The following is a 22,174-nucleotide window of genomic DNA, read 5'->3' on the forward strand; positions in this document are numbered from 1 at the left end:
CGAGTGCAAAAATAGTGCTTTTTAAATGATTGGTATTCTTTCTATTGATAGTTTTTAGGCATTTTTCTCACTTTTGTTAATTGTTCGAAAGCATAACCAATTTCTAGTAATTTTCTTTCGGAAAAAGGGACTCCAATAAATGTTAAACTGATAGGTTCTCCAGATTTTTTATACCCCATTGGAACCGTAAGTGTTGGGTACTTTGCAACTGCTGCAATACCAGAATGATAATTATTGATAGACAAAATGGCATCTAAATTTTCATCCTTTAAAGCTTGGAGAAATTTTCGACCTTCTTTTTCTAAATTATTTTTAATAACCTTTAATTCTTTTAATGTAGTTTTATCTTCTACGATGCCATTAAATAACTGCTGTCCATAAGGCATTCTTAAAACAGAATCTTTTAAATTGAATGAAATAACTTCTTTTACCGATTTTATTACTATTTTTTTATCTGAATATTTTGACAAATATTTAGGTAAATCGTATTTCATATCCATATTTAACAAAGTTGTAAAGCCATCAAAATAAATTTCTGGTGGTGTAATTTCGACAATCTCTACACCTACTTTTCTTAATTTATCAATAGTTAAAGTATAAATAGAGTCTGATAAAAGCGAAACTAAAACACCTAATTTTCTACCTTCAAATTTTTGTTTAAATCCGTTTTGATAATAGTCTTCCTCTATTTTTTTGGAGGCAACATCTCTTCTATCATAACCACGCATTGCATTCATAAAAATTGCGTTGTCAATTACATTTTTTGTCATGGGCCCTGGAGTGTCTAATGTTGACGAAATTGGTACAATTCCTGTTCTACTTAAAACTCCAATAGTTGGCTTTAAACCTACTACAGAATTCAAACTAGATGGTGACGTAATTGAACCTGCAGTTTCTGTACCTACTGCTGCCACAGCAAAATTCGCTGCAATTGTAACGCCACTTCCGGCAGAGCTTCCTCCTGTTTCAAATTGGCCTCTTCCATACGGATTTATAGTTTGTCCGCCTATTGCAGAATACCCCAACGGACAACCAGAACAGAAAAAATAAGCCCATTCACTTAAATTTACTTTTCCTAAAATTAACGCGCCATTTTCACGCAGTTTTTCGACAATAAAAGCATCTTTGGTATTTTTATTTTCTGCCAAAGCAATTGCACCTGCGGTTGTTGGCATGTCTTTGGTATTAATATTGTCTTTTAATAACACAGGCATTCCGTATATAGAGTGCTCGTTATTCTCTTTTTTGTGCTGATCTCTTGCTCTTGCTTCTTTTAAAACATCAGGATTTAAACTGATAATACTATTTAACGATTTTGTCGAATCGCTCTCAAATTTCCGAATTCGGTACAAATAAAACAAGGTTAGTTTTTCGTAAGAAAGTTTTCCATCTTTTATATTTTTTTGAAGCGTAGGAATATCTTGCTCTAAAATAAATGGTTTTAATGCAGTATAGTTTTCCTCTGAAAAATAGGCTAAATCTTCATTAAAAGATTCGAAAACTGTATTCATGTCTAAGTATTTAGATTGAAATAATTTAAATTTCATTCTATTATTTTCATGATTCTGTTGCTTTTCTAAAGCACTAGTTTCGTCATATTTTTTAAAAACAACTAGAGGTAATTTCTCTTTTTGGGGCTGACAGCCAATAACAAAAAAAAAGTAAACTGTAAAAAATAAAAGTTTTTTCATGAGTACAAATTAGAACCTCAAAGATAGTATTTTAAACCTTTTTAAAAACACTTGTTGAATATTGAACTTGCAGAAGTAGAAAAAATAAACATCTTAATCAATTAGATATAAAACTCTTTAAGGATATTAAGTTTGCTATTTGCGAGTTAAAGTTATTTAAATTAGACAAAAAAAAAGGTTATTTAATTACTTCTGAAACAACTATATGAGAAGGAAGTGCCATTGCTGCAATTTCACCTGTAATAAAAGCTAATAACAAATCTATAAAATCTGCTTTAGCAATTGTCTTTTTATTAAATTCTATTGCATTGTTTGTTTTCCCAGCAATTGGGCATTTGTTACACTTATCACAAGAACAGTTTGGTTTGTAGTCTGCCATCTCAATACAAGACATCAGTTCTGTTGTTGATGCATCTTTAAACCACGGGAAGAAGCATTAAGAGTTGTAAAACTACCTAGAACACTATGGATAATTCCCTTATCAGTTTTTTTAGTTTTTCTTTTTAAAACGAAAAGTAAAAAAATAAAAATCCCTATTTATTTTCATTATTTACAGTAGCAAAATTTATAAGCAGTTACTACTCTAATAACAAATAAAATTGTGGTCTATTCTAAAAGGTTATTAATACGAACATTGTTTCTTGCAGGCCTACAATTTCTATTACAGATTTAAAATCAACTGGAATAAAACCAATACTCATAGCTTTATGTTTATAGATTTTCATTTCAATCTTTTCACTAATTTATATTATGTATTTAAATGTTTAAAAAAAAAAAACTACCTTTCAATACAGTGATACTGATTTTTGAACATAAAAAAAACTCCTTTTAAGGAGTTTTTTTTATGTTGTATAGCTTAATTATTTTCTAATTAAAAAAAGAATCTACAAATTCATGTTTGTTAAAAACCTGTAAATCGTCAATTCCTTCTCCTACTCCGATATATTTAACAGGTATTTTAAATTGATCTGAAATACCAATTACAACACCACCTTTTGCAGTACCGTCTAATTTAGTAACTGCCAAAGAAGTAACTTCTGTTGCTAATGTAAACTGTTTTGCTTGCTCAAATGCATTTTGCCCAGTCGATCCATCTAAAACCAATAAAACTTCATGTGGTGCATCTTTAACTACCTTTTGCATTACGCGTTTAATTTTAGTTAATTCATTCATTAAATTAACTTTATTATGTAATCTACCAGCGGTGTCTATTATTACAACATCTGCATTTTGTTTTACTGCAGATGTTAAGGTATCAAATGCTACAGAAGCAGGATCAGACCCCATTTCTTGACGTACAATTGGCACATCTGTTCTATCTGCCCAAACTTGTAATTGATCTATTGCTGCTGCTCTAAATGTATCTGCAGCCCCTAAAACTACTTTTAAACCTTGTTTTTTAAACTGACTTGCTAATTTACCTATTGTAGTTGTTTTACCAACTCCATTAACACCAACAACCATTATAACATAAGGTTTTTTATTTTCTGGTATTGTAAATTCTGTTTCATTACCAAGATTCGTTTCCGATAATAAACTTGCTATTTCTTCTCTAAGAATTTTGTTTAATTCGTCTGTACCAACATATTTGTCTTTAGCAACTCTTGCCTCTATCCTTGTAATAATTTTTAACGTTGTTTTTACGCCAACATCAGATGCTACTAAAATCTCTTCTAAATTATCTAGAACATCATCATCTACTTTAGATTTCCCTGCAACGGCTTTAGAAAGTTTATCAAAAAAATTAGTTTTGGTTTTTTCTAACCCTTTGTCTAATGTTTCTTTTTTTTCTTTTGAAAATATCTTTTTAAAAAAACTCATTTTTATATTTTATACGATACAAACGATACGTTAAAAAACGTGCCATTTGTTGGGTTTGGTCAAATTGTCACTTAAAAATCTCTTTTGTGTTAGCTATAGAAAAAATTTTATAGCTACTACCGAAAGCGTAACCTTTTTAAGGTAACACCCAAAAATACGTAATAATAAGACACAAAAAACTACTTTCTAAAATTAGAAAGTAGTTTTTAATATTTTATGTAGTAAATATTACTTTTTAGCTAAAAAGTCATTTACTTTTTCTGGTTGCATGATCGATTCTACAAATGTATAAGCTCCTGTTTTTGGAGATTTTACCATTTTGATAGCTTTACTTAACCTTTTTGAAGATGTTTGTAACGATGCTACTGTTTTTTTTGCCATTGTCTAAATGTTTTTAATCTATGTGCTCTGTTCTGAGTTCTAGATATATTAATTATTTAATTTCTTTGTGAACAGTCATTTTGTTTAAGATAGAGTTAAATTTCTTAATCTCCATTCTATCAGGACTATTCTTCTTGTTCTTAGTTGTAATGTATCTAGAAGTACCTGGTTTACCAGTTGCTTTGTGCTCTGTACATTCTAATATTACTTGAACTCTATTACCTTTTTTTGCCATCTCTGTATAATTTTAATCTGCTTGAACTTACTTAGTTAAAAATCCGTTAGCTCTCGCTTCTTTTATAACTGCAGAAATTCCTTTCTTGTTAATATTTTTTAAAGCAGACGCAGATACTTTTAAAGTAATCCATTTATCTTCTTCTGGAATGAAAAAACGCTTGGTCATTAGATTAGCGTCAAATTTTCTCTTTGTTCTATTCAAAGCGTGAGAAACATTGTTCCCAACCATTGCTTTTTTACCTGTTAATTCACAAACTCTAGACATCTTTTCGACAGTATTTATAGTGTTATCTCTAAACGAGGTGCAAATATACAACTAAATCTAATTCTGAACAAAACAATTTCGCACATATTTTAAAGAATTTCTTTCTGTAAAATTTCTAATGATTTACTTACCGTTCTATTAATTACCTTTTCTCTTGGTTGTCCAAAGTTAAATTCTTGCACAATTTCTTTTTCATCTGAAATAAAAGCAATGTAAACAACACCTACACTTTTGTCCGTTTTGTCTGTAGTTGGGCCTGCATTTCCTGTTACTGCAATTGCATAATCTGTTTCTAGTTTCTGTTTAACTCCTCTTGCCATCTCCAACGCTACTTCTTTACTTACAACGGTATATTTTTTAATGGTTTCTAAGGAAACATCTAGCAAATTATTTTTCATTTCTGCTGAATAGGCAATTATACTTCCTTTATAATATGCAGATGATCCTGCTACCGAAACCAGATTAGCTGCAATTTGGCCTCCAGTTAAACTTTCTGCTGTAGCAATTGTTTTGTTCCTTTTGGTTAGTAACTCTCCTACCCTTTTTTCTAAAGAACTATCGTCATCTATACCTGTAATAATTTCTGGAATTAATTGATAAATTGCTGTTATTTTTTCGTTTAATGCTGTTTCTAGCACTTCTTTGTTTTCTCCTTTGGCAGATAAACGCAATCGAACTTTACCAAAAGACGGCAAATAAGCCAATTTAATATAGGTAGGTAAATTAGTTTCGAACTCATCAATTCTTTCTGCAATGGTACTTTCTCCTTGCCCATAAGTCATAATTGTTTTATGAATAATGAAAGGCAACTTAAATCGTGTTTGAATTCTTGGTAAAACTTCATTGGTAATTAAACCTTTCATTTCATAAGGAACTCCTGGAAGTGACACAAAGACAGTCTCGTTTTCGTAAAACCACATTCCTGGTGCTGTTCCTAAGTTATTCATTAATAAGGTCGCTTTTGAAGGCAATTGTGCTTGCGTACGTTGAATTTCTTTAAACGGATGGTTTATTTTTTGAAATAGTCCTTTTATATGAGCTACAACTTCTGGATATTCTATAAGCTCGGTATCATTAAAGAATTCTGAAATTGTTTTCTTAGTGATATCATCTTTTGTGGGACCTAAACCTCCTGTAATAATAACAATAGCGACTCTTTCTTGCGCTTCCTTTAGTGCGTTTAAAATATGTTGCTTATCATCTTGAATAGAAGTTATCTGATATACTGAAACTCCTATTTTATTTAATTGCTGGCCAATCCACTGTGAGTTTGTGTCTACAATTTGGCCGATAAGAATTTCATCTCCTATAGTTATTATTTCTGCATTCATTGTTTTTTTTAGAATTTCAGCTCTCACAGTTTTTAAAATCTGTGAGGTCTCAATAATTTACTTCACTCGAATATTAAAAGCTTCCTTACCTGCGATAACTCCTTTTAAGTTATCATTTTCTACAACTTTACCAACTCCTGCTGGTGTTCCTGTAAAAATAATATCTCCTTTTTTTAGGGTGAAGTATTGCGAAACATAAGAGATCAATTCATCCGTTTTCCACAACATTGCATTGGTGTTTCCATATTGAACAATTTCATCATTCTTATACAATTGAAATTGTAAGTTTTCTAAATCGAAGTCTTCCTTCGGATAAAATTCACCCACAACCGCACTTCCATCAAATGCTTTGGCTTTTTCCCAGGGCAAGCCTTTTTCTTTGCAGTTTGCTTGCACATCTCTCGCTGTAAAATCGATTCCTAGTCCGATTTCATCATAATATTTATGTGCAAACTTTGCATCTATATGTTTACCTACTTTATTAATTTTTATTAAAACCTCTACTTCATAATGAACATCATTAGAAAAAGGAGGAATAAAGAACGGATTTTTCCTTGGTAGAATTGCTGAATCTGGCTTTAGAAAAACAACAGGACTTTCTGGTTTTTCGTTTGCTAATTCTTCAATATGTTTTGCGTAATTGCGCCCAATACAAATTATTTTCATAAATAATTACGAATTATAAATTCAGAATTACGAATTAATTTTCTTTCAATTCGTAATTCACAATTAAAAATTAATCAATTGATTATGGTATCCAAACTTTAGGGAAATTAGGTTTTCTCTTTTCAAGAAAAGCATCTCTTCCTTCTTTTGCTTCGTCTGTCATATATGCCAAACGCGTTGCTTCCCCAGCAAAAACCTGCTGACCAACCATACCATCATCTGTTAAATTCATGGCAAATTTTAGCATTTTTATAGAAGTTGGCGATTTCTCTAAAATCTCTTGTGCCCATTCGTAAGCTGTGTTTTCTAGGTCGTCATGCGGAATAACAGCATTTACCATTCCCATATCATACGCTTCTTGTGCAGAATAATTTCTTCCTAAAAAGAAAATTTCTCTTGCTCTTTTTTGTCCAACCATTTTTGCCAAATATGCTGAGCCATAACCACCATCAAAAGAAGTTACATCTGCATCTGTTTGTTTAAAAATAGCGTGCTCTTTACTTGCCAAAGTTAAATCGCAAACAACATGCAAACTATGTCCGCCACCAACTGCCCAACCTGGTACAACTGCAATTACTGCTTTTGGCATAAAACGAATTAATCGCTGCACTTCTAAAATATTTAGTCTGTGATACCCATCTTCACCTACATACCCTTGATGACCACGTGCTCTTTGGTCTCCACCAGAACAGAAAGAATACACTCCATCTTTTGTACTTGGTCCTTCTGCAGAAAGAAGTACAACACCTATCGATGTATCTTCGCCAGCATCATAAAAAGCATCATATAATTCTTTAGTTGTTTTTGGTCTAAAAGCATTTCTAACATTAGGCCTGTTAAACGCTATTCTAGCAACTCCATTACATTTTTTATAGGTAATATCTTCGTATTCTTTAACAGTTTTCCACTCGGGTTGTATCATATTTTTGTATTTTAGACGTTATAAAAGAGAACAAAATATTCTTATCTACAAAAATAAACATTCTAAATGATGATTCAAAAATCGCTTCCATTATTATTCTTATTTTTTTCAGTTTGTGGTTTTTCACAAAAAATTATAAATAAAACAATATCATCTGATTACGTAGATGATAAAAGAGAAATAAAAATATACCTTCCGGAAGGTTATGATGAAAAGGAAAAGAGAAATTACCCGTTAGCAATTGTTTTAGATGCGGAGTACTTGTTTGATGTATATGTTGGAAATGCAGTATTGTTTGCCGCAAAAGATAAAGCGCCAAAACAAATTATTGTGGGTGTTACAATGGCAAAAACCAGAGAAAAAGATACTTATTTCAATATAAACAATGGAAATTTAACAACTGATAATGAGAAGTTTTATCAGTTTATAAAAAATGAAGTCATTTTTGATATTGAAAGTAATTATAAGACTTCGCCCTTTATCTCTATTATTGGTGAAGGAACTTCAGCTAACTTAATTACAAATTTTCTAAGAGAGCAGACTCCGTTTATTAACACTTACATCTGTATAAATCCTAATTTTTCAGATTTTATAGGCGGACAAATGCAAACATATAATTTACCAAGATTCGAGAAAGAAGACAATACTTTTTATTTTTACACAAATAACTCACCCATGCTTTCTGATGCAAAACAAACTAGAATTGGTGAATTACAAAAAGGACTCTCTAACTTGGCTCTTAAAAACTTTAATGTTATTAATGACACCATTCAGACAAAAAGCAGCGTTTCTGCAATTAGCGAAGCCATTCCTAGAGCGCTAACAAAGGTTTTTGAAATTTATTCGGCAATATCTAAAGAAGAGTTTGATAAGAAGGTAAAAGACTTGTCACCTTTAGATGCTATTTCTTATTTAGAGAATAAATATTTAGATATCGAGTTTTTATTCGGAAGTAATTTAGGAATTAGAGAACAAGATATTTTTGCAATCGAAAAGATAATTATTGAAAAAGAAAACGGAGATCAATTATTAAACTTTGGTAAAATGATCTTAAAACTTTTTCCCGCTTCTCCTTTAGGTAACTATTATATTGGTCGCTATTATGAAGAAGGTAAAAACATTAAAAAAGCGCTGTATTACTATAAAATAGGATACGGAAAAATGGATCCTGCAGACCCAAATTCCGATGCCTTTTATGAAAATATACTAAGACTAGGTGGTCGTTAATTTAATTGGTAGTATTTCAGTAGGCATTATCTCCATAAGTTACTGACTAAAATAATGCCTACTGAAGACTATTTTACCAACTCAATTCTATCTTCCTTAATTACAATTAGTTTTTGCTTGTACAAATTACCAACCGCTTTTTTAAATGCTTTCTTACTCATTTTCATATGGAAACGGATAGAATCTGGAGAGCTTTTATCAGTAATTAAAATAAAACCTTCTCTACTATCTTTTAATCTAGCAAGTACTTTATCAACATCAGAATCAATCACATTTCTAAAACCTTGTGGTCTTAAAGAAACGTCTATTTTCCCATCTTCACGAATATTTTTAACATACCCAACAACCTCCATGTTCTCTTCTAATTCCTGAAAAACTTCACTTCTAAAAAGTAAACCATCAAATTCTTCATTAATTAAAACAGTGTACCCTAAACCTGTTTCCGTTTCAATTATTAAATTTACTTTCTCTCCCTCTTTCAAGTTCATTGCGCCTTCTTGCAAATTATCTTCTCCGTCTTGTAAATTATCTTCACCTTCTCGTAAATCCTCTTGTAAACCCATTACTGTATATATTTAAAATATTCCTTTAAAATTAAATCATTTTCTTCACTTGGCGTAAAGATTTCTAATATTTTTGGTTTTTCTGATGTTTCATAAAAACCATTTAACTGTGCCGTTACTGTTTCTGTTGTGTTTGCTATTAAATAATCGAAGCCGTACATTTTACATAAATGTTCTGCTGTTAAGTTATGCGGAGTCTCAAAATATTTAGCTGCATTTGTAGTTCCTGGTCCTGGAATAATTTTAAAAATTCCACCACCAGAATTATTAATTACTATAATTCTAAAATTCTTTTTAATATTGGTGTTCCACAACGCATTACTGTCGTAGAAAAAACTTAAATCTCCTGTTATAAATACAGTCTGCTTTTCTGATGCAAGAGCTGCGCCAATAGCGGTACTTGTACTACCATCAATTCCACTTGTACCTCTATTACAAAATACATTATTTGTTTTATGAATACTAAACAATTGCGCGTATCTAATAATAGAACTGTTGCTAATTTGTAACTGACTATGATTAGGAACACCTTCTATAATCTGTTCAAAAACTTTAAAGTCTGAGTGTTTAGTAGTTGATAAATATGCAGCGTGTTTAACTCGTTTCTCATCACGAAACTGCAACCACTTTTGCTGATACTTACTTTCTCTTTTTATTATTGTACTATTAAACTTCGAAAAGAAATCTAACGGTTTTATTTGAATAAATTCTGACAAACAAAAAAACGTATTTACGGCTTTCTTTTCATCGATATTCCAATGGTGTTTTGGTGGATACTTTCTTAAAAATTGTTTTACTTTTTTAGAAACAATCATGCCTCCAAAAGTGATTAATACTTCTGGTTTTAAATCTTCAAACTGATCCTCATCCAAAGAAAAAATTAACTGATCTATAGAATCTATTGCTTTATGTTGATGTAAATTCGATGTAGTTTCTATTAAGATTAGTACAGACTCATCATCCGCATACAAATCCATTAATTGATGTAAATCTTCATTAGGATAATTAACACCAACAAGAATCATTTTCTTTTCGGCTGCATTCCAAATTTTAGACAAATAATTATAATCTATATGAGAATTATCTAAAGAACTTAAAGAAATATGCGGAAAATTAAAAGGAGTTAATTCTTCAACGGTTTCATACAAAGGTTCATCAAAAGGAACATTTATATGCACAGGTCCTTTTTGTGAAACTGCTATTTGCAAAGCTTCTCCTATTAATTGAGAGTTTCGCGTTTTGTATTTCTCGTTTTCAATCAAATTTGCAGAAAATAAAATATGATTTTCAAACACGTTTTCTTGACGAATCGTTTGTCCGTCGCCAATATCAATTAAATGTTTTGGTCTGTCTGCAGAAATTACAACTAACGGAATGTTACTATAAAAAGCTTCTGCAATTGCAGGATAATAATTTAACAAAGCAGAACCAGAAGTGCACACAATTGCAACCGGTTTTTGCGTTTGTTGCGCAATACCTAATGCAAAAAAAGCAGCACAACGCTCATCTACCACGCTTAATGTTTCAATCTCTGGGTGGTTCGAAAAACCAACTGTTAAAGGAGCATTTCGTGAACCAGGAGAAATAACAACCGTATCAATATTAAATTGACAACAGGCTGATATTACAATTTGTGCGAGTTCTTTTTTTGGATACATTTTTAAATCTTTTAAGATTTAAAAGTTTTTAGTTGTTGGTTTTTAGTTTTTAGTGAGCACTCTTAACCAAAAAACAAACAAGCAAAAACCATTCTATTTAACTATTAGTTATTAAACAAGCTTAGCCCTGATTGAGCGGTTTGTTTGAGCTCTTTTTTGCATTTTCGCAAAAAAAGCGAGTAGCGAAAGCAGGAAATAGCTTCTAATTATATTTAAAATTTTAGTTGTTGATTTTAAGTGAAAAGTGCATACTAAAAACCAACAACTAAAAACTATTTTCTAGTTTCCTTTCTTGTAATCTTCTAAAAACTTAGCCAAACCACTATCTGTTAAAGGGTGTCTTAACAAACCTTCGATTGCGCTTAAAGGCCCCGTCATTACATCAGACCCTAATTTTGCACAATCAATAATGTGCATTGTATGACGCACAGAAGCAGCTAAAATCTGCGTTTCAAATCCGTAATTATCATAAATTAAACGAATCTCAGAAATTAAGTTTAAACCATCTGTAGAAATATCATCTAAACGACCAATAAACGGCGAAACATACGTTGCACCTGCTTTTGCTGCCAATAAAGCCTGACCCGCAGAAAACACCAACGTTACGTTTGTTTTAATTCCTTTAGAAGAAAAGTATTTACACGCTTTTATACCATCTTTTATCATTGGTAATTTTACCACAATTTGCGGATTTAAAGCAGCCAAAGCTTCACCTTCTTTTACCATTCCGTCAAAATCTGTAGCAATTACTTCTGCAGAAACATCACCTTCTACCAACTCACAAATTTCTTTGTAATGGTTAATAATGTTCACTTCACCAGTAATTCCTTCTTTAGCCATTAAAGACGGGTTTGTAGTTACACCATCTAAAATACCTAAAGCTTGCGCTTCTTTAATTTGCTCTAAATTTGCTGTGTCAATAAAAAATTTCATTTGTGTTTATTTTAATATAGTTGTGTTATTATAATTGTCATTTAAATCGGAGTCGAAGTATTTGGGCGTTCGAGCGGGCTTTACGCACTCGCTTTTTTTGTTAGAAAAAAACAAAAAAGAGCTCAAACAACTGCTTCAATCCCTAACGCAAAGATAGTTACTTGCTTATAATTTCAGGAAGTGAAATAAAAGTATTTTATGACTACTTATAAACATTAAAACAAAATCTTGTTTACAATTTATAATGATTCATTAACATCTTTTCAAACCAAGTATCTGGCAAAATTCGTTTTAAAACAACAGAAAACTTATCTAAAGTTCCACCCACTTTGTAATGAATCTTAGGATTCTTCGTATTTATAACTTTATAAACCGCTTTTGCCATCTCTATAGGATCCATTCCACCACTCACATGCGCATCCATTAAATCTAAATTTGCTTGGTAATTCTCTTTATAAGCAGAGTTTTCAAAAACAGGTGTGTGATATCTTCCTGCTGCAATATTGGTCGCAAAATCTCCAGGAGCAACATTTATAACCTTAATTCCGAAGGGTTTTACCTCCATACTTGCTGCTTCTGTAACCGTTTCTAAAGCTCCTTTTGTGGCAGAATACAAACCTCTAAAAGGCAAGCCCATATAACCAGCAATAGAAGTTACATTTATAATGATTCCATGTTTTTGCTTACGCATTTGTGGCAAAACAGCTTTCATTACATCTATGGCACCAAATAAATTGGTATTAAAAACAGCACGCATTTCATCTGTTGGCGTATCTTCAATTGCCCCTGTAATTCCCATTCCTGCATTGTTTACCAATACATCTAACCTTCCTTCTTTTTTAACAATAAAATCTACAGCAGTAGCAATTGTATCAACTTTTAAAACATCTAAAGCAATTAGTTCAAAAGAAAAAGTTTCAAGATTTTTAGGATTTCTACTTGTTCCATATACTTTATATCCTTTTTCAGATAAAAACGTAGCAATAGATTTCCCTATTCCAGAGGAAGCTCCAGTAATTAACACAACTTTAGACATAAAATAGTAAATGATTGAAAATTAAAAAACATTCTACAAATTGAATATTTGGTGCAAATATCTTAAAAGTAAATGAAGGAAACTAAAAACGAGAAAGTTAATAACTATTATAAAAAAGAAAAATTCTGAAGAGATTTAGAATTAAATAGAAGAAATAAAAAATGGCAAGCTACCTACATCACACCGCTACAACCTAATACCTTTGCTGCGTTCCCGCCCTGGAGGATTCAAAGGGAGCTAGTTGTGTAGGACTTGCCGAGGCAAATTTACAACAGATTTTCCTTATGGCAATTAAAAATTTACAGTTTTTTTTGTAACATTTTTAAATTACTGAATACTAATCTATTGTTGAGATCATTCATCAAAAAAAAATTAAAAAATAAGACTATCTCAATGAAATGAATATATTTGTACAACTAACTAAATTTTAAAAAATGGAAAATCAAGTAAATAGTAAAGGTTTTATCGTAAACAATGGTGTTATATTAGGTGTAGCAAGTGTGATTTTTGCGCTGGTATTGTACGCAACTGGTAATCATTTAAAACCTCACTGGTCTGCTTCTGTTATTAATGCTATAATTTTTATTGGAACAATTATATACGGAATTAAACAATATAAGGCAGCAAACAATGGTTTTCTTTCTTGGGGACAAGGTGTTAAAGTTGGTGTAGGAGTCGCTATAGTTGGTGGTTTAATTTTGGTAATTTACAATTACCTTTTTACAAATTTTATTGAACCAGACTTTATGCAACAAATGATGGACATTCAAAATCAGGCTTTTTTAGATCAAGGAATGTCTGAAGAACAGGTTGAAGCTGCAAATCAAATGGGTAAAGCTTTTCAAGGACCATTTTTACTAGCTGCTTTAGGCATTATTAGTTATGCTATTGGAGGCTTTGTAGTTGCTGCGATTGCTGCTGCAATTATGAAAAAATCTGAAGAAGAAACATACTAATACAATACTTTTAGATTCTATAAGTTCTAAAAATGAACTTAAAAAATTAAACTTAATATCAACTTATGGATATTTCGGTAGTTATACCACTTCTTAACGAAGAAGAATCTTTACAAGAATTACACGATTGGATTGCAAAAGTTATGCAATCCAATCGTTATTTATATGAAATAATTTTTATTGATGACGGAAGTACAGATACTTCTTGGAATGTTATCGAAAAATTATCCTCAGAAAACAACGCTGTAAAAGGAATTCGTTTTCAAAGAAACTTTGGAAAATCGCAAGCTTTAGATGCTGGTTTCGAACTCGCAAAAGGCGACGTTGTTATTACCATGGATGCCGACTTACAAGACAATCCAGACGAAATACCAGAACTATACGACCTAATCATTAAAGAGGATTTCGACCTTATTTCTGGTTGGAAAAAGAAACGATATGACAATGTTGTAACAAAAAACATTCCTTCTAAATTATTTAATGCTGCTGCCAGAAAAACTTCAGGATTAAAATTACACGATTTTAACTGTGGTTTAAAAGCCTACAAAAACATTGTTATTAAAACCGTAAAAGTTAGCGGAGAAATGCATAGATACATTCCTGTTTTAGCTAAAAATGAAGGTTTTAATAAAATTGGAGAAAAAGTAGTACAGCACCAAGCTAGAAAATACGGAGTCACAAAATTTGGTATGGACCGTTTTGTAAATGGTTTTTTAGATTTAATTACCATCTCTTTCTTATCCAAATTTGGAAAAAGACCCATGCATTTTTTTGGTCTTTGGGGAACAATTATGTTTTTATTCGGAACAACATCTGCATTTTATATCGGCCTTCTAAAGATTTATAAACTTTACAATGGCATTAAAACAATTCTAGTTACAGACAATCCGTGGTTTTTTATTGCATTGACCTCTATGATTTTAGGAACTTTATTGTTTTTAGCAGGTTTTATTGGCGAATTAATAATTAAGACCAAAAGTAACGAAAAACACTATTCTGTTAAAGAAAAACTCAATTTCTAAAATGTATATTTGCATTTTATGACCATAACTTATTCAATTAAAAATGAGCGAAATATTAGACAAAGCAAAACAATGGTTAACACCTACTTTTGATGCAGAAACTCAACAAGAGATTCAAGAATTAATTGCTTCTAATTCTTCTGATTTAGCAGACAGGTTCTACAAAAACATGGAATTTGGTACTGGTGGAATGCGTGGAGTTATGGGCGCAGGAACGAACAGAATTAATAAATACACGCTAGGTAGAGCAACCCAAGGTTTGTCTAATTATTTAATAGAAAACGTTAAAAAAGAACAATTAAGTGTTGTAATTGCTTACGATTGTAGACATAACAGTAAGAAATTTGCTAAAATTGTTTCCGATGTTTTTTCTGCGAATAATATTAAAGTGTATTTGTTTGAAGATTTAAGAGCAACACCAGAATTATCTTTTGCAGTGCGTCATTTAGGTTGTGATGCTGGTATTGTTTTAACCGCTTCCCATAATCCGCCAGAATATAATGGTTATAAAGTATATTGGGCAGATGGCGGACAAATTGTACCTCCGCACGATGGTGGAATTATTGGAAACGTAAATGCTTTAGATTTCTCTGAAATTAAATTCGAAGCTAATGAAAACTTAATTGAAACCATAGGTAAAGAAGTTGATGACGCTTTTATTGAGGGGGCTGTGAAAAACGGTTCTTTATCAGATAAAATAGATAGAAAAAATTTAAAAATTGTTTTTACTTCTTTACATGGAACTTCTATTGTTTCTGTACCAGATGCGTTGGTAAAAGCAGGTTATACAGACGTACACATTGTTGAAGAACAAAGAGCTCCAGACGGCGATTTTCCTACCGTAAAATCTCCAAACCCAGAAGAACCAGAAGCTTTAAAAATGGCAACCGATTTGGCAAACAAAATTGGTGCAGATATTGTAATTGGTACAGACCCAGATTGCGATAGACTAGGTGTTGCTGTTAGAGATACAGATGGCAACATGAAATTAATGAATGGGAACCAAACAATGGTTGTTATGACAGAATTTCTTCTGAAAAAATGGAAAGAAGCTGGTGAAATTAATGGAAATCAGTTTGTGGGTTCTACAATTGTTTCTACAGAATTAGTTAACAAAGCTGCAGAAAGTTATGGTGTAGAAACCAAGGTTGGTTTAACTGGTTTTAAGTGGATTGCTAAAATGATTAGAGACCATGAATCTATGGATTTTATTGGTGGTGGTGAAGAAAGTTTTGGGTATATGATTGGAGATTTTGTTAGAGATAAAGATGCCGTAACCGCAACACTTTTAGCTTGTGAAATTGCAGCTTTAGCGAAACAAAACGGAAGTTCTTTTTATGAGGAATTGTTAAGTATTTATGTTAGAAATAACTTCTATAAGGAGCATTTAATTTCTATTACTAAGAAAGGAATGGACGGTGCTGCAGAAATTGAGCAAATGTTAAGCGACATGCGTAACAACCCTTTAACAGAAATTGACGGAGAAAAAGTAGAATTTCTTTCTGACTATGATGCAGCAACAAGAAAAAACTTAATTACTGGTGAAGTAACAAACATCGATTTACCAAAATCTAATGTTTTAATTTATCAAACGGCAAACGGAACAAGAATTGCAGCGAGACCAAGCGGAACAGAACCTAAAATAAAATTTTATTTTAGTGTGAACACAAAGTTAGACGATGCTAAAAATGCAGCGAATATTGAAGCTAAGTTGGATGCTAAAATCCAACGAATTATTAAAGAAATGAAACTAGATTAATGGGTTATTTTAAAGATATTTTAAAATATGAGAAAAAGTATCGAAAATTTACAATTCTAAATATTCTTTTCAACATACTTTACGCAATTTTTAATGTGCTATCTGTCTTAGCATTTATTCCTGTTTTAGGTATTCTCTTTAGTACAGATAAAAAGGTTATAGAAGAACCGGCTTATAATGGTTTATTAAGTATTGGAAAGTATTTGAAAGATAGCTTTTATCTTTTTATCTCTCAAAAAATCGAAAATAATGGAGAAATAAATACACTTCTTTTTATATGTTTATTGGCATTATCATTATTTTTTTTCAAAAACTTATTTAGGTATTTAGCCTCTTATGTCATCACTTTTTTAAGAACAGGTATCGTGAAAGATTTACGCGATAAATTATACCATAAGATTGTAGAATTGCCAATCTCTTATTTTTCAGAAAAAAGAAAAGGAGATATTATTGCTCGCATGACTTCCGATGTACAAGAAGTAGAAAGTTCTATTTTAAAATCGATAGAAGTAATTGTTAGAGAACCTTTAACGGTTATTATTTCTATAAGTATTATGCTTTTTATGAGTATAAAATTAACGCTCTTTGTATTTGTTTTGCTGCCAGTTTCTGGATTTATAATTTCATCAATTAGTAAAAAATTAAAGGCAAATTCTGCTAAAGCGCAAAAAGAGATCGGTAACTTTCTGTCTTTTATAGAAGAAACCTTAACAGGTTTAAGAATTATAAAAGGTTTTAATGCAGAAAGTGTAATTGAGAAAAAATTTAATAATTCTACATTAAATTTTAAACAGTTAATGACAAATGTTTTTCATAGACAAACTTTAGCTTCACCAATGAGTGAGTTTTTGGGTTCTGCAACCATCATTGCAATCCTTTGGTATGGAGGAACAGAAGTTTTATCTAATACAAGCGCGCTGCAGCCAGATGAGTTTTTTGGGTATATTGTTCTATTCTACACTGTTTTAAATCCCATAAAATTAATTACCACTACATTTTACAACATCCAAAAAGGAGAGGCTTCTGCTGAAAGAATTATGACGGTCTTAAATACTGAAAATAGTATTAAAGACAAACCTAATGCAATTGTAAAAGAAGATTTTACTACTAAAATTGAATTTAAAAATATATCGTTTAAATATAAAAACGATTACGTTTTAAAAGACTTTTCATTAACCATTAACAAAGGAGAAACAGTTGCTTTGGTTGGACAATCTGGAAGTGGAAAATCTACCTTAGCAAACCTTATTACTCGTTTTTATGATGTTAATAAAGGTGAAGTTCTTATTGATGACAACAATATTAAAGACGTTACAAAAAAATCTTTGAGAGATTTAATGGGAATTGTTTCTCAAGATTCTATTTTATTTAATGACACAATAGCAAACAACATTAAATTAGGGATTCAAAATGCAACAGATACCGCTATTCTAGAAGCTGCAAAAATTGCAAATGCTGATGAATTTATTCAAAATTTACCAGAAAAATACCATACCAATATTGGTGATAGTGGAAACACACTTTCGGGCGGACAAAAACAACGTTTGTCTATTGCGAGAGCTGTTTTAAAGAATCCACCAATTATGATTTTAGATGAAGCAACCTCTGCTTTAGACACAGAATCTGAACAGTTGGTACAAATTGCCTTAGAAAAAATGATGCAAAACAGAACTTCTTTGGTCATTGCACACAGACTTTCTACCATTCAAAAAGCGGATAAAATTGTGGTAATGAAAAAAGGGAAAATTGTAGAACAGGGAAAACACGAAGAATTACTTGCTAAAAAAGGAGAGTACTTTAAGTTGGTAACAATGCAATCTTTAAGCTAAAATATTATTAAAACACCTAAAAAGACCAATGCTATTTCGTAAATAACATTGGTCTTTTTGTTTCTTTTATATTTCTAAGAAAAGTATATTAAACTAATAATAGCTATATAACTAGCGTTAAACCTAGCTTCTGCCCTAATTTAAGCATAAAATTATGACAAGCTTTGTGTTCATTAGGTATTTTACCATCTAAAATAGCTTCTTTTATAGCCTCTTTTATTTGTCCGATTTCTCTACATGGTTCTAAGTTAAATGCCGCAATTATTTCTTCACCAGAAATTGGTGGTTGAAAGTTACGAACGCGATCTCTTTCTTCTACTTCTTTTATTTTAGAACGAACCACCTCGAAATTAGCATGGTATCTTTTAAATTTTTTCGGGTTTTTTGTAGTAATATCTGCTTCACAAAGTGTCATTAAAGAATTAATATCATCACCCGCATCAAAAACTAAACGCCTAACCGCAGCATCTGTAACGTCACTTGCTAAAACAATAGGGCGAGAACTTAACATGACCATTTTCTGGACAAACTTCATTTTATTGTTCAATGGCATTTTTAATCTTTTAAAGATTTTATTTACCATTTTAGACCCCACAAATTCATGAGAATGGAACGTCCAACCTACTTTTTTACTGAATTTTTTGGTAGGTGCTTTACCAATATCATGCAATAAAGCTGCCCAACGCAACCAAACATCTTGGGTATATTCAGAAATATTATCTACTACTTCTAAGGTATGATAAAAGTTATCTTTATGCTTCTGCCCTTCCACCTCTTCTACTCCTTTCAAATCGATTAACTCAGGTAGAATTTGTGATAATAACTTTGTTTCTTCTAATAATAAAAATCCGATTGATGGTTTTACTGATGACATTATTTTATTCAATTCATCAACAATTCGTTCTCTTGTAATAATATTTAATCTTTCTGAATTTTTTGTAATTGCAGAAAGTGAATTTTCTTCAATAGTAAAATTTAATTGTGAGGCGAATCGTATCGCTCTCATCATTCTTAAAGGATCATCAGAGTAGGTAATATCAGGATTCAAAGGAGTTCTAATGATTCCTTTTTCTAAGTCCTCCATTCCGTTAAACGGATCTAATAATTCACCAAAAGTTCCTTCATTTAAACTTAAAGCCAATGCATTTATAGTAAAATCTCTTCTGTTTTGGTCATCCTGTAAACTACCTTTTGAGACTTCTGGGTTTCTGCTCTCTTCAGAATACGATTCTTTTCTAGCACCAACAAACTCAATTTCTATGTCTTTGTAACGCAACATTGCTGTTCCGTACGTTTTAAAAACTTGTACTTTTGGTTTCTTTGGCAATAATTTAGAAACTGCTTGAGCTAACTCAATGCCGCTACCAACTGCCACTATATCTATATCTTTTGGGCTCCCTCTTTTTAAGAAAAAATCACGAACAAAACCACCAATTACATAACTATCTATTTGTAGTTGACTGGACGCTTTTGATATAATATTAAATATTTCTAATGAAATTGCTTCTTTATGATTCATAAATATTCGAAATCAAATTTCTTTTAAGATGTTCTAAATGAAAGTCTACAAAATAATTGTAAAATAAAAAAAAACAAAATTACAAAATATAGAAAGATTTACTAGTAATAAAATGTTCTTTTGAAGTTATAAAATGATAATTTATTTATCTTTACTTTCTTAATGATAGAAATTCTATTTGATGAAACCTTTAAAATATTATTTTCATAATTTTTTCCTTAACACAAAACCTGATAGTTCAATAATCAGTACAAAGAACATTCAAGATTCCTTTAATTATCTAGACAAAAGGTTACTACAAAAAGAACGATTATTTTTCGTTAGATTTGGAGATGGTGAATTTATTACAATGCTGAAAAAGAATCACAGAAACTATATATATAATGAAGGTTTAGACAAAGAGGTGCAAAATTCTTTCACGATAAAAGATAGTAATTACCTAATTTCCTGCCCAATTAACTACCCTTATGATGAGTATCATGCAAAAGGAATTTACAAACAATTTTCTTGGCAGCAAGAAATGATTGATGTTATAGAACAAAAAAACTTTAAAACTGATTTTATTTTCGAAAACCCTTGTATTTTCCAATGTATGGCCGTTTTTAATCCTAAAAAACTAAATTTATTTTTAAATAAGCATGTTCGTAATAAAAGGAAAATGTTTGTGGGAAGTACTGATCAAAAAGTTACAGAAAGTTTATACGGGAAGATTGACTATTTTGTGAAAATTCCTGCTAAAAATGCATATGAAACTATTGAAGAGTGGTGGCCAGAAATTGAGAGAAATATCGACAAAGTAGATTTAATAATTCCTTCTGCAGGAAGTTCATCAAATGCAATTGCCTTAAGATTATGGGACATGAATTGTGACGTAAAATTAATTGATTTGGGGTCTATTGTAGATGCTGCAGCAAGAAAAGTATCTAGAACATGGATACGTTTACAAGGACATAAAATTTTACCAATTCTAAACCCAATACCAAAAATGACGTTTAAAGAAAAATTTAAATATTTTAAAAAAGATGTGAAATTCTTTTTTAGAAATCAAGTGATTTAATTGAAATTAAATTTCGTTTTTACTATTAACAGACCTTGAAAGTTAATTCTATTTTTTTTGATGTAATTTTAACTACTAAAGGATTTCAAAAAAAAATATTAGTTTGTAGATTAACATATTCGATTAAATTTCAATGATTATATAAAAAATAAGAAACTTTAGCTTTTCAAATAAAACTACTTTGAATATTCCTACATAAATTACTAACTGATATTACAAACTTTCTATATAATTTTTAAATTTTTCACGAACTAATAAAGCATCAAACTCTGTTACAATTTTATTTCTTCCGTTTTTTCCAAACTCAGAAATTAAATAGTTCTTAGTATTTAACTCTTTTATTTTGGCAACAAAAGCCTTCACGTCATTTACTTCTGTTAAAAAGCCATTTTCTTTTTCAACAATCAATTCTGGATTGCTACTTATATTAAAGGCAACAACAGGTTTTTCGCATAACATTGCCTCTGCAATAACATAACCAAAACCTTCCCATAAAGAAGATAATAAAAACACATCTAGTTTAGACATAAATAACTTTGGATTATCTACAAAGCCTACGAGTTTTACTTCATTTTCTAAATTAAATTCTTTTGTTTTATTTATAAGTGCTTCTTTTAATTTCCCTTCTCCACCAATGATTAACTTAAATGGAAAATTTTCATTCTTTAAAACTTTTGCAACTTCTAACAGGAAAAATTGATTTTTCTGTTTTACTAACCGTCCTAAGTTCCCTAATGTAAAGACCTTATTATTTTCTACTTTAATAGTGTCAAAATCTTCTAAAAACTTTTGAGTCTCAATTCCGTTTGGAATAACAATAATTTTATCCTTTGGAAAAATATTTTTATTCTTTGCATTAATAGTTTCTTTTGTTGCAAAAGAATTTGCCAAAACATCTGTAATAATATTAGAAAAAAAATATCTATTAATGAATGAATTCTTAATAGGAATTGCGCTTCCTCTTCTATAAATAATATTTTTAACTCCTGCTTTTTTTGCTGCCAAACCAGCAAATTTCATGTCTTGAGATGAATTTATTACAATAACATCTACAGCTGCAGCTCTAAGAACCTTGGCTACTTTGTTGACTTTAATAAAATTTAAATAAGAAAAATTACCTACTTCTATAAAATACTTCTTTAAATTATCATTTTTAATCCTATCATTTAAAGCACTTTTAATATTCAAAAAAAACAAAATATTATAATTTTGAGAACTCGTATAAGAAGCCATTTCAAAATGCCACTTTTCTCCGCCACCCCAAGTTTCTATAGAGTTGAAAAAACAAATTGTTTTCATAT

Annotated in this window: 21 protein-coding genes and 1 other RNA gene; 7 read left to right on the forward strand and 15 right to left on the reverse strand. The window is 30.7% G+C overall.

Translation table 11 applies throughout. The features are described from left to right. Window positions 1-41 precede the first annotated feature (41 nt). A complete protein-coding gene (locus CW731_RS05960; protein ID WP_100945859.1) occupies window positions 42-1,691 on the reverse strand; it encodes an amidase family protein in 1,650 nt (549 codons plus the stop codon). Between the two features lie 263 nt (window positions 1,692-1,954). On the opposite strand from CW731_RS05960, the gene CW731_RS15785 reads away from it, so the two are divergent. After that, entirely contained in the window at window positions 1,955-2,062 is a 108-nt protein-coding gene (locus tag CW731_RS15785) for a putative sulfate exporter family transporter (protein WP_232734751.1), read from the forward strand. A 496-nt stretch (window positions 2,063-2,558) separates the two neighbouring features. Here the strand turns inward: CW731_RS15785 and ftsY are convergent, their stop codons facing one another. The 7 genes from ftsY to CW731_RS06000 all read right to left on the reverse strand — a co-directional run bounded on the left by ftsY (window position 2,559) and on the right by CW731_RS06000 (window position 7,314). After that, on the reverse strand, window positions 2,559-3,512 hold the full coding sequence (gene ftsY / locus CW731_RS05970) for a signal recognition particle-docking protein FtsY (protein WP_100945860.1): 954 nt from the start codon (window positions 3,510-3,512) through the stop codon (window positions 2,559-2,561). Window positions 3,513-3,740: 228 nt separating this feature from the next. Then, window positions 3,741-3,893, reverse strand: coding sequence for a DUF4295 domain-containing protein (locus CW731_RS05975; protein ID WP_100945861.1), 153 nt, complete (start codon window positions 3,891-3,893; stop codon window positions 3,741-3,743). Window positions 3,894-3,945: 52 nt separating this feature from the next. Beyond that, window positions 3,946-4,128, reverse strand: a complete 183-nt coding sequence (gene rpmG / locus CW731_RS05980; protein WP_077809620.1) for a 50S ribosomal protein L33 — start codon at window positions 4,126-4,128, stop codon at window positions 3,946-3,948. A gap of 27 nt (window positions 4,129-4,155) precedes the next feature. Further along, a complete protein-coding gene (rpmB, locus tag CW731_RS05985; protein WP_100945862.1) occupies window positions 4,156-4,395 on the reverse strand; it encodes a 50S ribosomal protein L28 in 240 nt (79 codons plus the stop codon). A gap of 89 nt (window positions 4,396-4,484) precedes the next feature. Further along, window positions 4,485-5,726, reverse strand: a complete 1,242-nt coding sequence (locus CW731_RS05990) for a competence/damage-inducible protein A (RefSeq protein WP_100945863.1) — start codon at window positions 5,724-5,726, stop codon at window positions 4,485-4,487. Between the two features lie 57 nt (window positions 5,727-5,783). Then, window positions 5,784-6,392, reverse strand: coding sequence for a fumarylacetoacetate hydrolase family protein (locus tag CW731_RS05995; protein ID WP_100945864.1), 609 nt, complete (start codon window positions 6,390-6,392; stop codon window positions 5,784-5,786). Window positions 6,393-6,474: 82 nt separating this feature from the next. Then, window positions 6,475-7,314, reverse strand: coding sequence for a 1,4-dihydroxy-2-naphthoyl-CoA synthase (locus CW731_RS06000; protein WP_100945865.1), 840 nt, complete (start codon window positions 7,312-7,314; stop codon window positions 6,475-6,477). Window positions 7,315-7,380: 66 nt separating this feature from the next. On the opposite strand from CW731_RS06000, the gene CW731_RS06005 reads away from it, so the two are divergent. Further along, window positions 7,381-8,541: an alpha/beta hydrolase-fold protein gene (locus CW731_RS06005; RefSeq protein WP_232734736.1), complete on the forward strand. Its 1,161-nt coding sequence runs from the start codon at window positions 7,381-7,383 to the stop codon at window positions 8,539-8,541. Between the two features lie 68 nt (window positions 8,542-8,609). Here the strand turns inward: CW731_RS06005 and CW731_RS06010 are convergent, their stop codons facing one another. The 5 genes from CW731_RS06010 to ffs all read right to left on the reverse strand — a co-directional run bounded on the left by CW731_RS06010 (window position 8,610) and on the right by ffs (window position 12,989). Further along, window positions 8,610-9,104 (reverse strand): DNA-binding protein, encoded by a 495-nt coding sequence (locus CW731_RS06010; RefSeq protein WP_100945867.1) that lies wholly within the window; start codon window positions 9,102-9,104, stop codon window positions 8,610-8,612. After that, window positions 9,104-10,762 (reverse strand): 2-succinyl-5-enolpyruvyl-6-hydroxy-3-cyclohexene-1-carboxylic-acid synthase, encoded by a 1,659-nt coding sequence (menD, locus tag CW731_RS06015; RefSeq protein ID WP_100945868.1) that lies wholly within the window; start codon window positions 10,760-10,762, stop codon window positions 9,104-9,106. Before menD ends, CW731_RS06010 begins: the two co-directional genes overlap by 1 nt. 279 nt (window positions 10,763-11,041) lie before the next feature. Further along, complete coding sequence (gene fsa, locus CW731_RS06020; protein ID WP_100945869.1) at window positions 11,042-11,695, reverse strand: fructose-6-phosphate aldolase; 654 nt, start codon at window positions 11,693-11,695, stop codon at window positions 11,042-11,044. Window positions 11,696-11,927: 232 nt separating this feature from the next. Next, window positions 11,928-12,731: an SDR family oxidoreductase gene (locus tag CW731_RS06025; RefSeq protein ID WP_100945870.1), complete on the reverse strand. Its 804-nt coding sequence runs from the start codon at window positions 12,729-12,731 to the stop codon at window positions 11,928-11,930. Between the two features lie 159 nt (window positions 12,732-12,890). Continuing rightward, window positions 12,891-12,989, reverse strand: an RNA gene (gene ffs, locus CW731_RS06030) — signal recognition particle sRNA small type. A gap of 176 nt (window positions 12,990-13,165) precedes the next feature. On the opposite strand from ffs, the gene CW731_RS06035 reads away from it, so the two are divergent. The 4 genes from CW731_RS06035 to CW731_RS06050 all read left to right on the forward strand — a co-directional run bounded on the left by CW731_RS06035 (window position 13,166) and on the right by CW731_RS06050 (window position 18,297). After that, window positions 13,166-13,687 (forward strand): DUF4199 domain-containing protein, encoded by a 522-nt coding sequence (locus CW731_RS06035; RefSeq protein ID WP_100945871.1) that lies wholly within the window; start codon window positions 13,166-13,168, stop codon window positions 13,685-13,687. A 65-nt stretch (window positions 13,688-13,752) separates the two neighbouring features. Next, window positions 13,753-14,709 (forward strand): glycosyltransferase family 2 protein, encoded by a 957-nt coding sequence (locus CW731_RS06040; protein ID WP_100945872.1) that lies wholly within the window; start codon window positions 13,753-13,755, stop codon window positions 14,707-14,709. 43 nt (window positions 14,710-14,752) lie between these two features. Next, on the forward strand, window positions 14,753-16,468 hold the full coding sequence (locus CW731_RS06045; protein WP_100945873.1) for a phospho-sugar mutase: 1,716 nt from the start codon (window positions 14,753-14,755) through the stop codon (window positions 16,466-16,468). Continuing rightward, complete coding sequence (locus tag CW731_RS06050) at window positions 16,468-18,297, forward strand: ABC transporter ATP-binding protein (RefSeq protein WP_100945874.1); 1,830 nt, start codon at window positions 16,468-16,470, stop codon at window positions 18,295-18,297. Before CW731_RS06045 ends, CW731_RS06050 begins: the two co-directional genes overlap by 1 nt. A gap of 103 nt (window positions 18,298-18,400) precedes the next feature. Here the strand turns inward: CW731_RS06050 and CW731_RS06055 are convergent, their stop codons facing one another. Further along, the gene (locus CW731_RS06055; protein WP_100945875.1) at window positions 18,401-19,816 is read right to left on the reverse strand and encodes a CCA tRNA nucleotidyltransferase; all 1,416 of its coding nucleotides are present in this window, start codon (window positions 19,814-19,816) and stop codon (window positions 18,401-18,403) included. 181 nt (window positions 19,817-19,997) lie between these two features. On the opposite strand from CW731_RS06055, the gene CW731_RS06060 reads away from it, so the two are divergent. Further along, complete coding sequence (locus CW731_RS06060) at window positions 19,998-20,873, forward strand: GT-D fold domain-containing glycosyltransferase (RefSeq protein ID WP_100945876.1); 876 nt, start codon at window positions 19,998-20,000, stop codon at window positions 20,871-20,873. Between the two features lie 213 nt (window positions 20,874-21,086). Here CW731_RS06060 and CW731_RS06065 read toward each other — a convergent pair whose 3' ends face one another. After that, window positions 21,087-22,172, reverse strand: a complete 1,086-nt coding sequence (locus tag CW731_RS06065) for a glycosyltransferase (RefSeq protein ID WP_100945877.1) — start codon at window positions 22,170-22,172, stop codon at window positions 21,087-21,089. Between the last annotated feature and the right edge of the window lie 2 nt (window positions 22,173-22,174).

It is taken from the genome of Polaribacter sp. ALD11 (assembly GCF_002831685.1).
Taxonomy (GTDB): Bacteria; Bacteroidota; Bacteroidia; order Flavobacteriales; family Flavobacteriaceae; genus Polaribacter.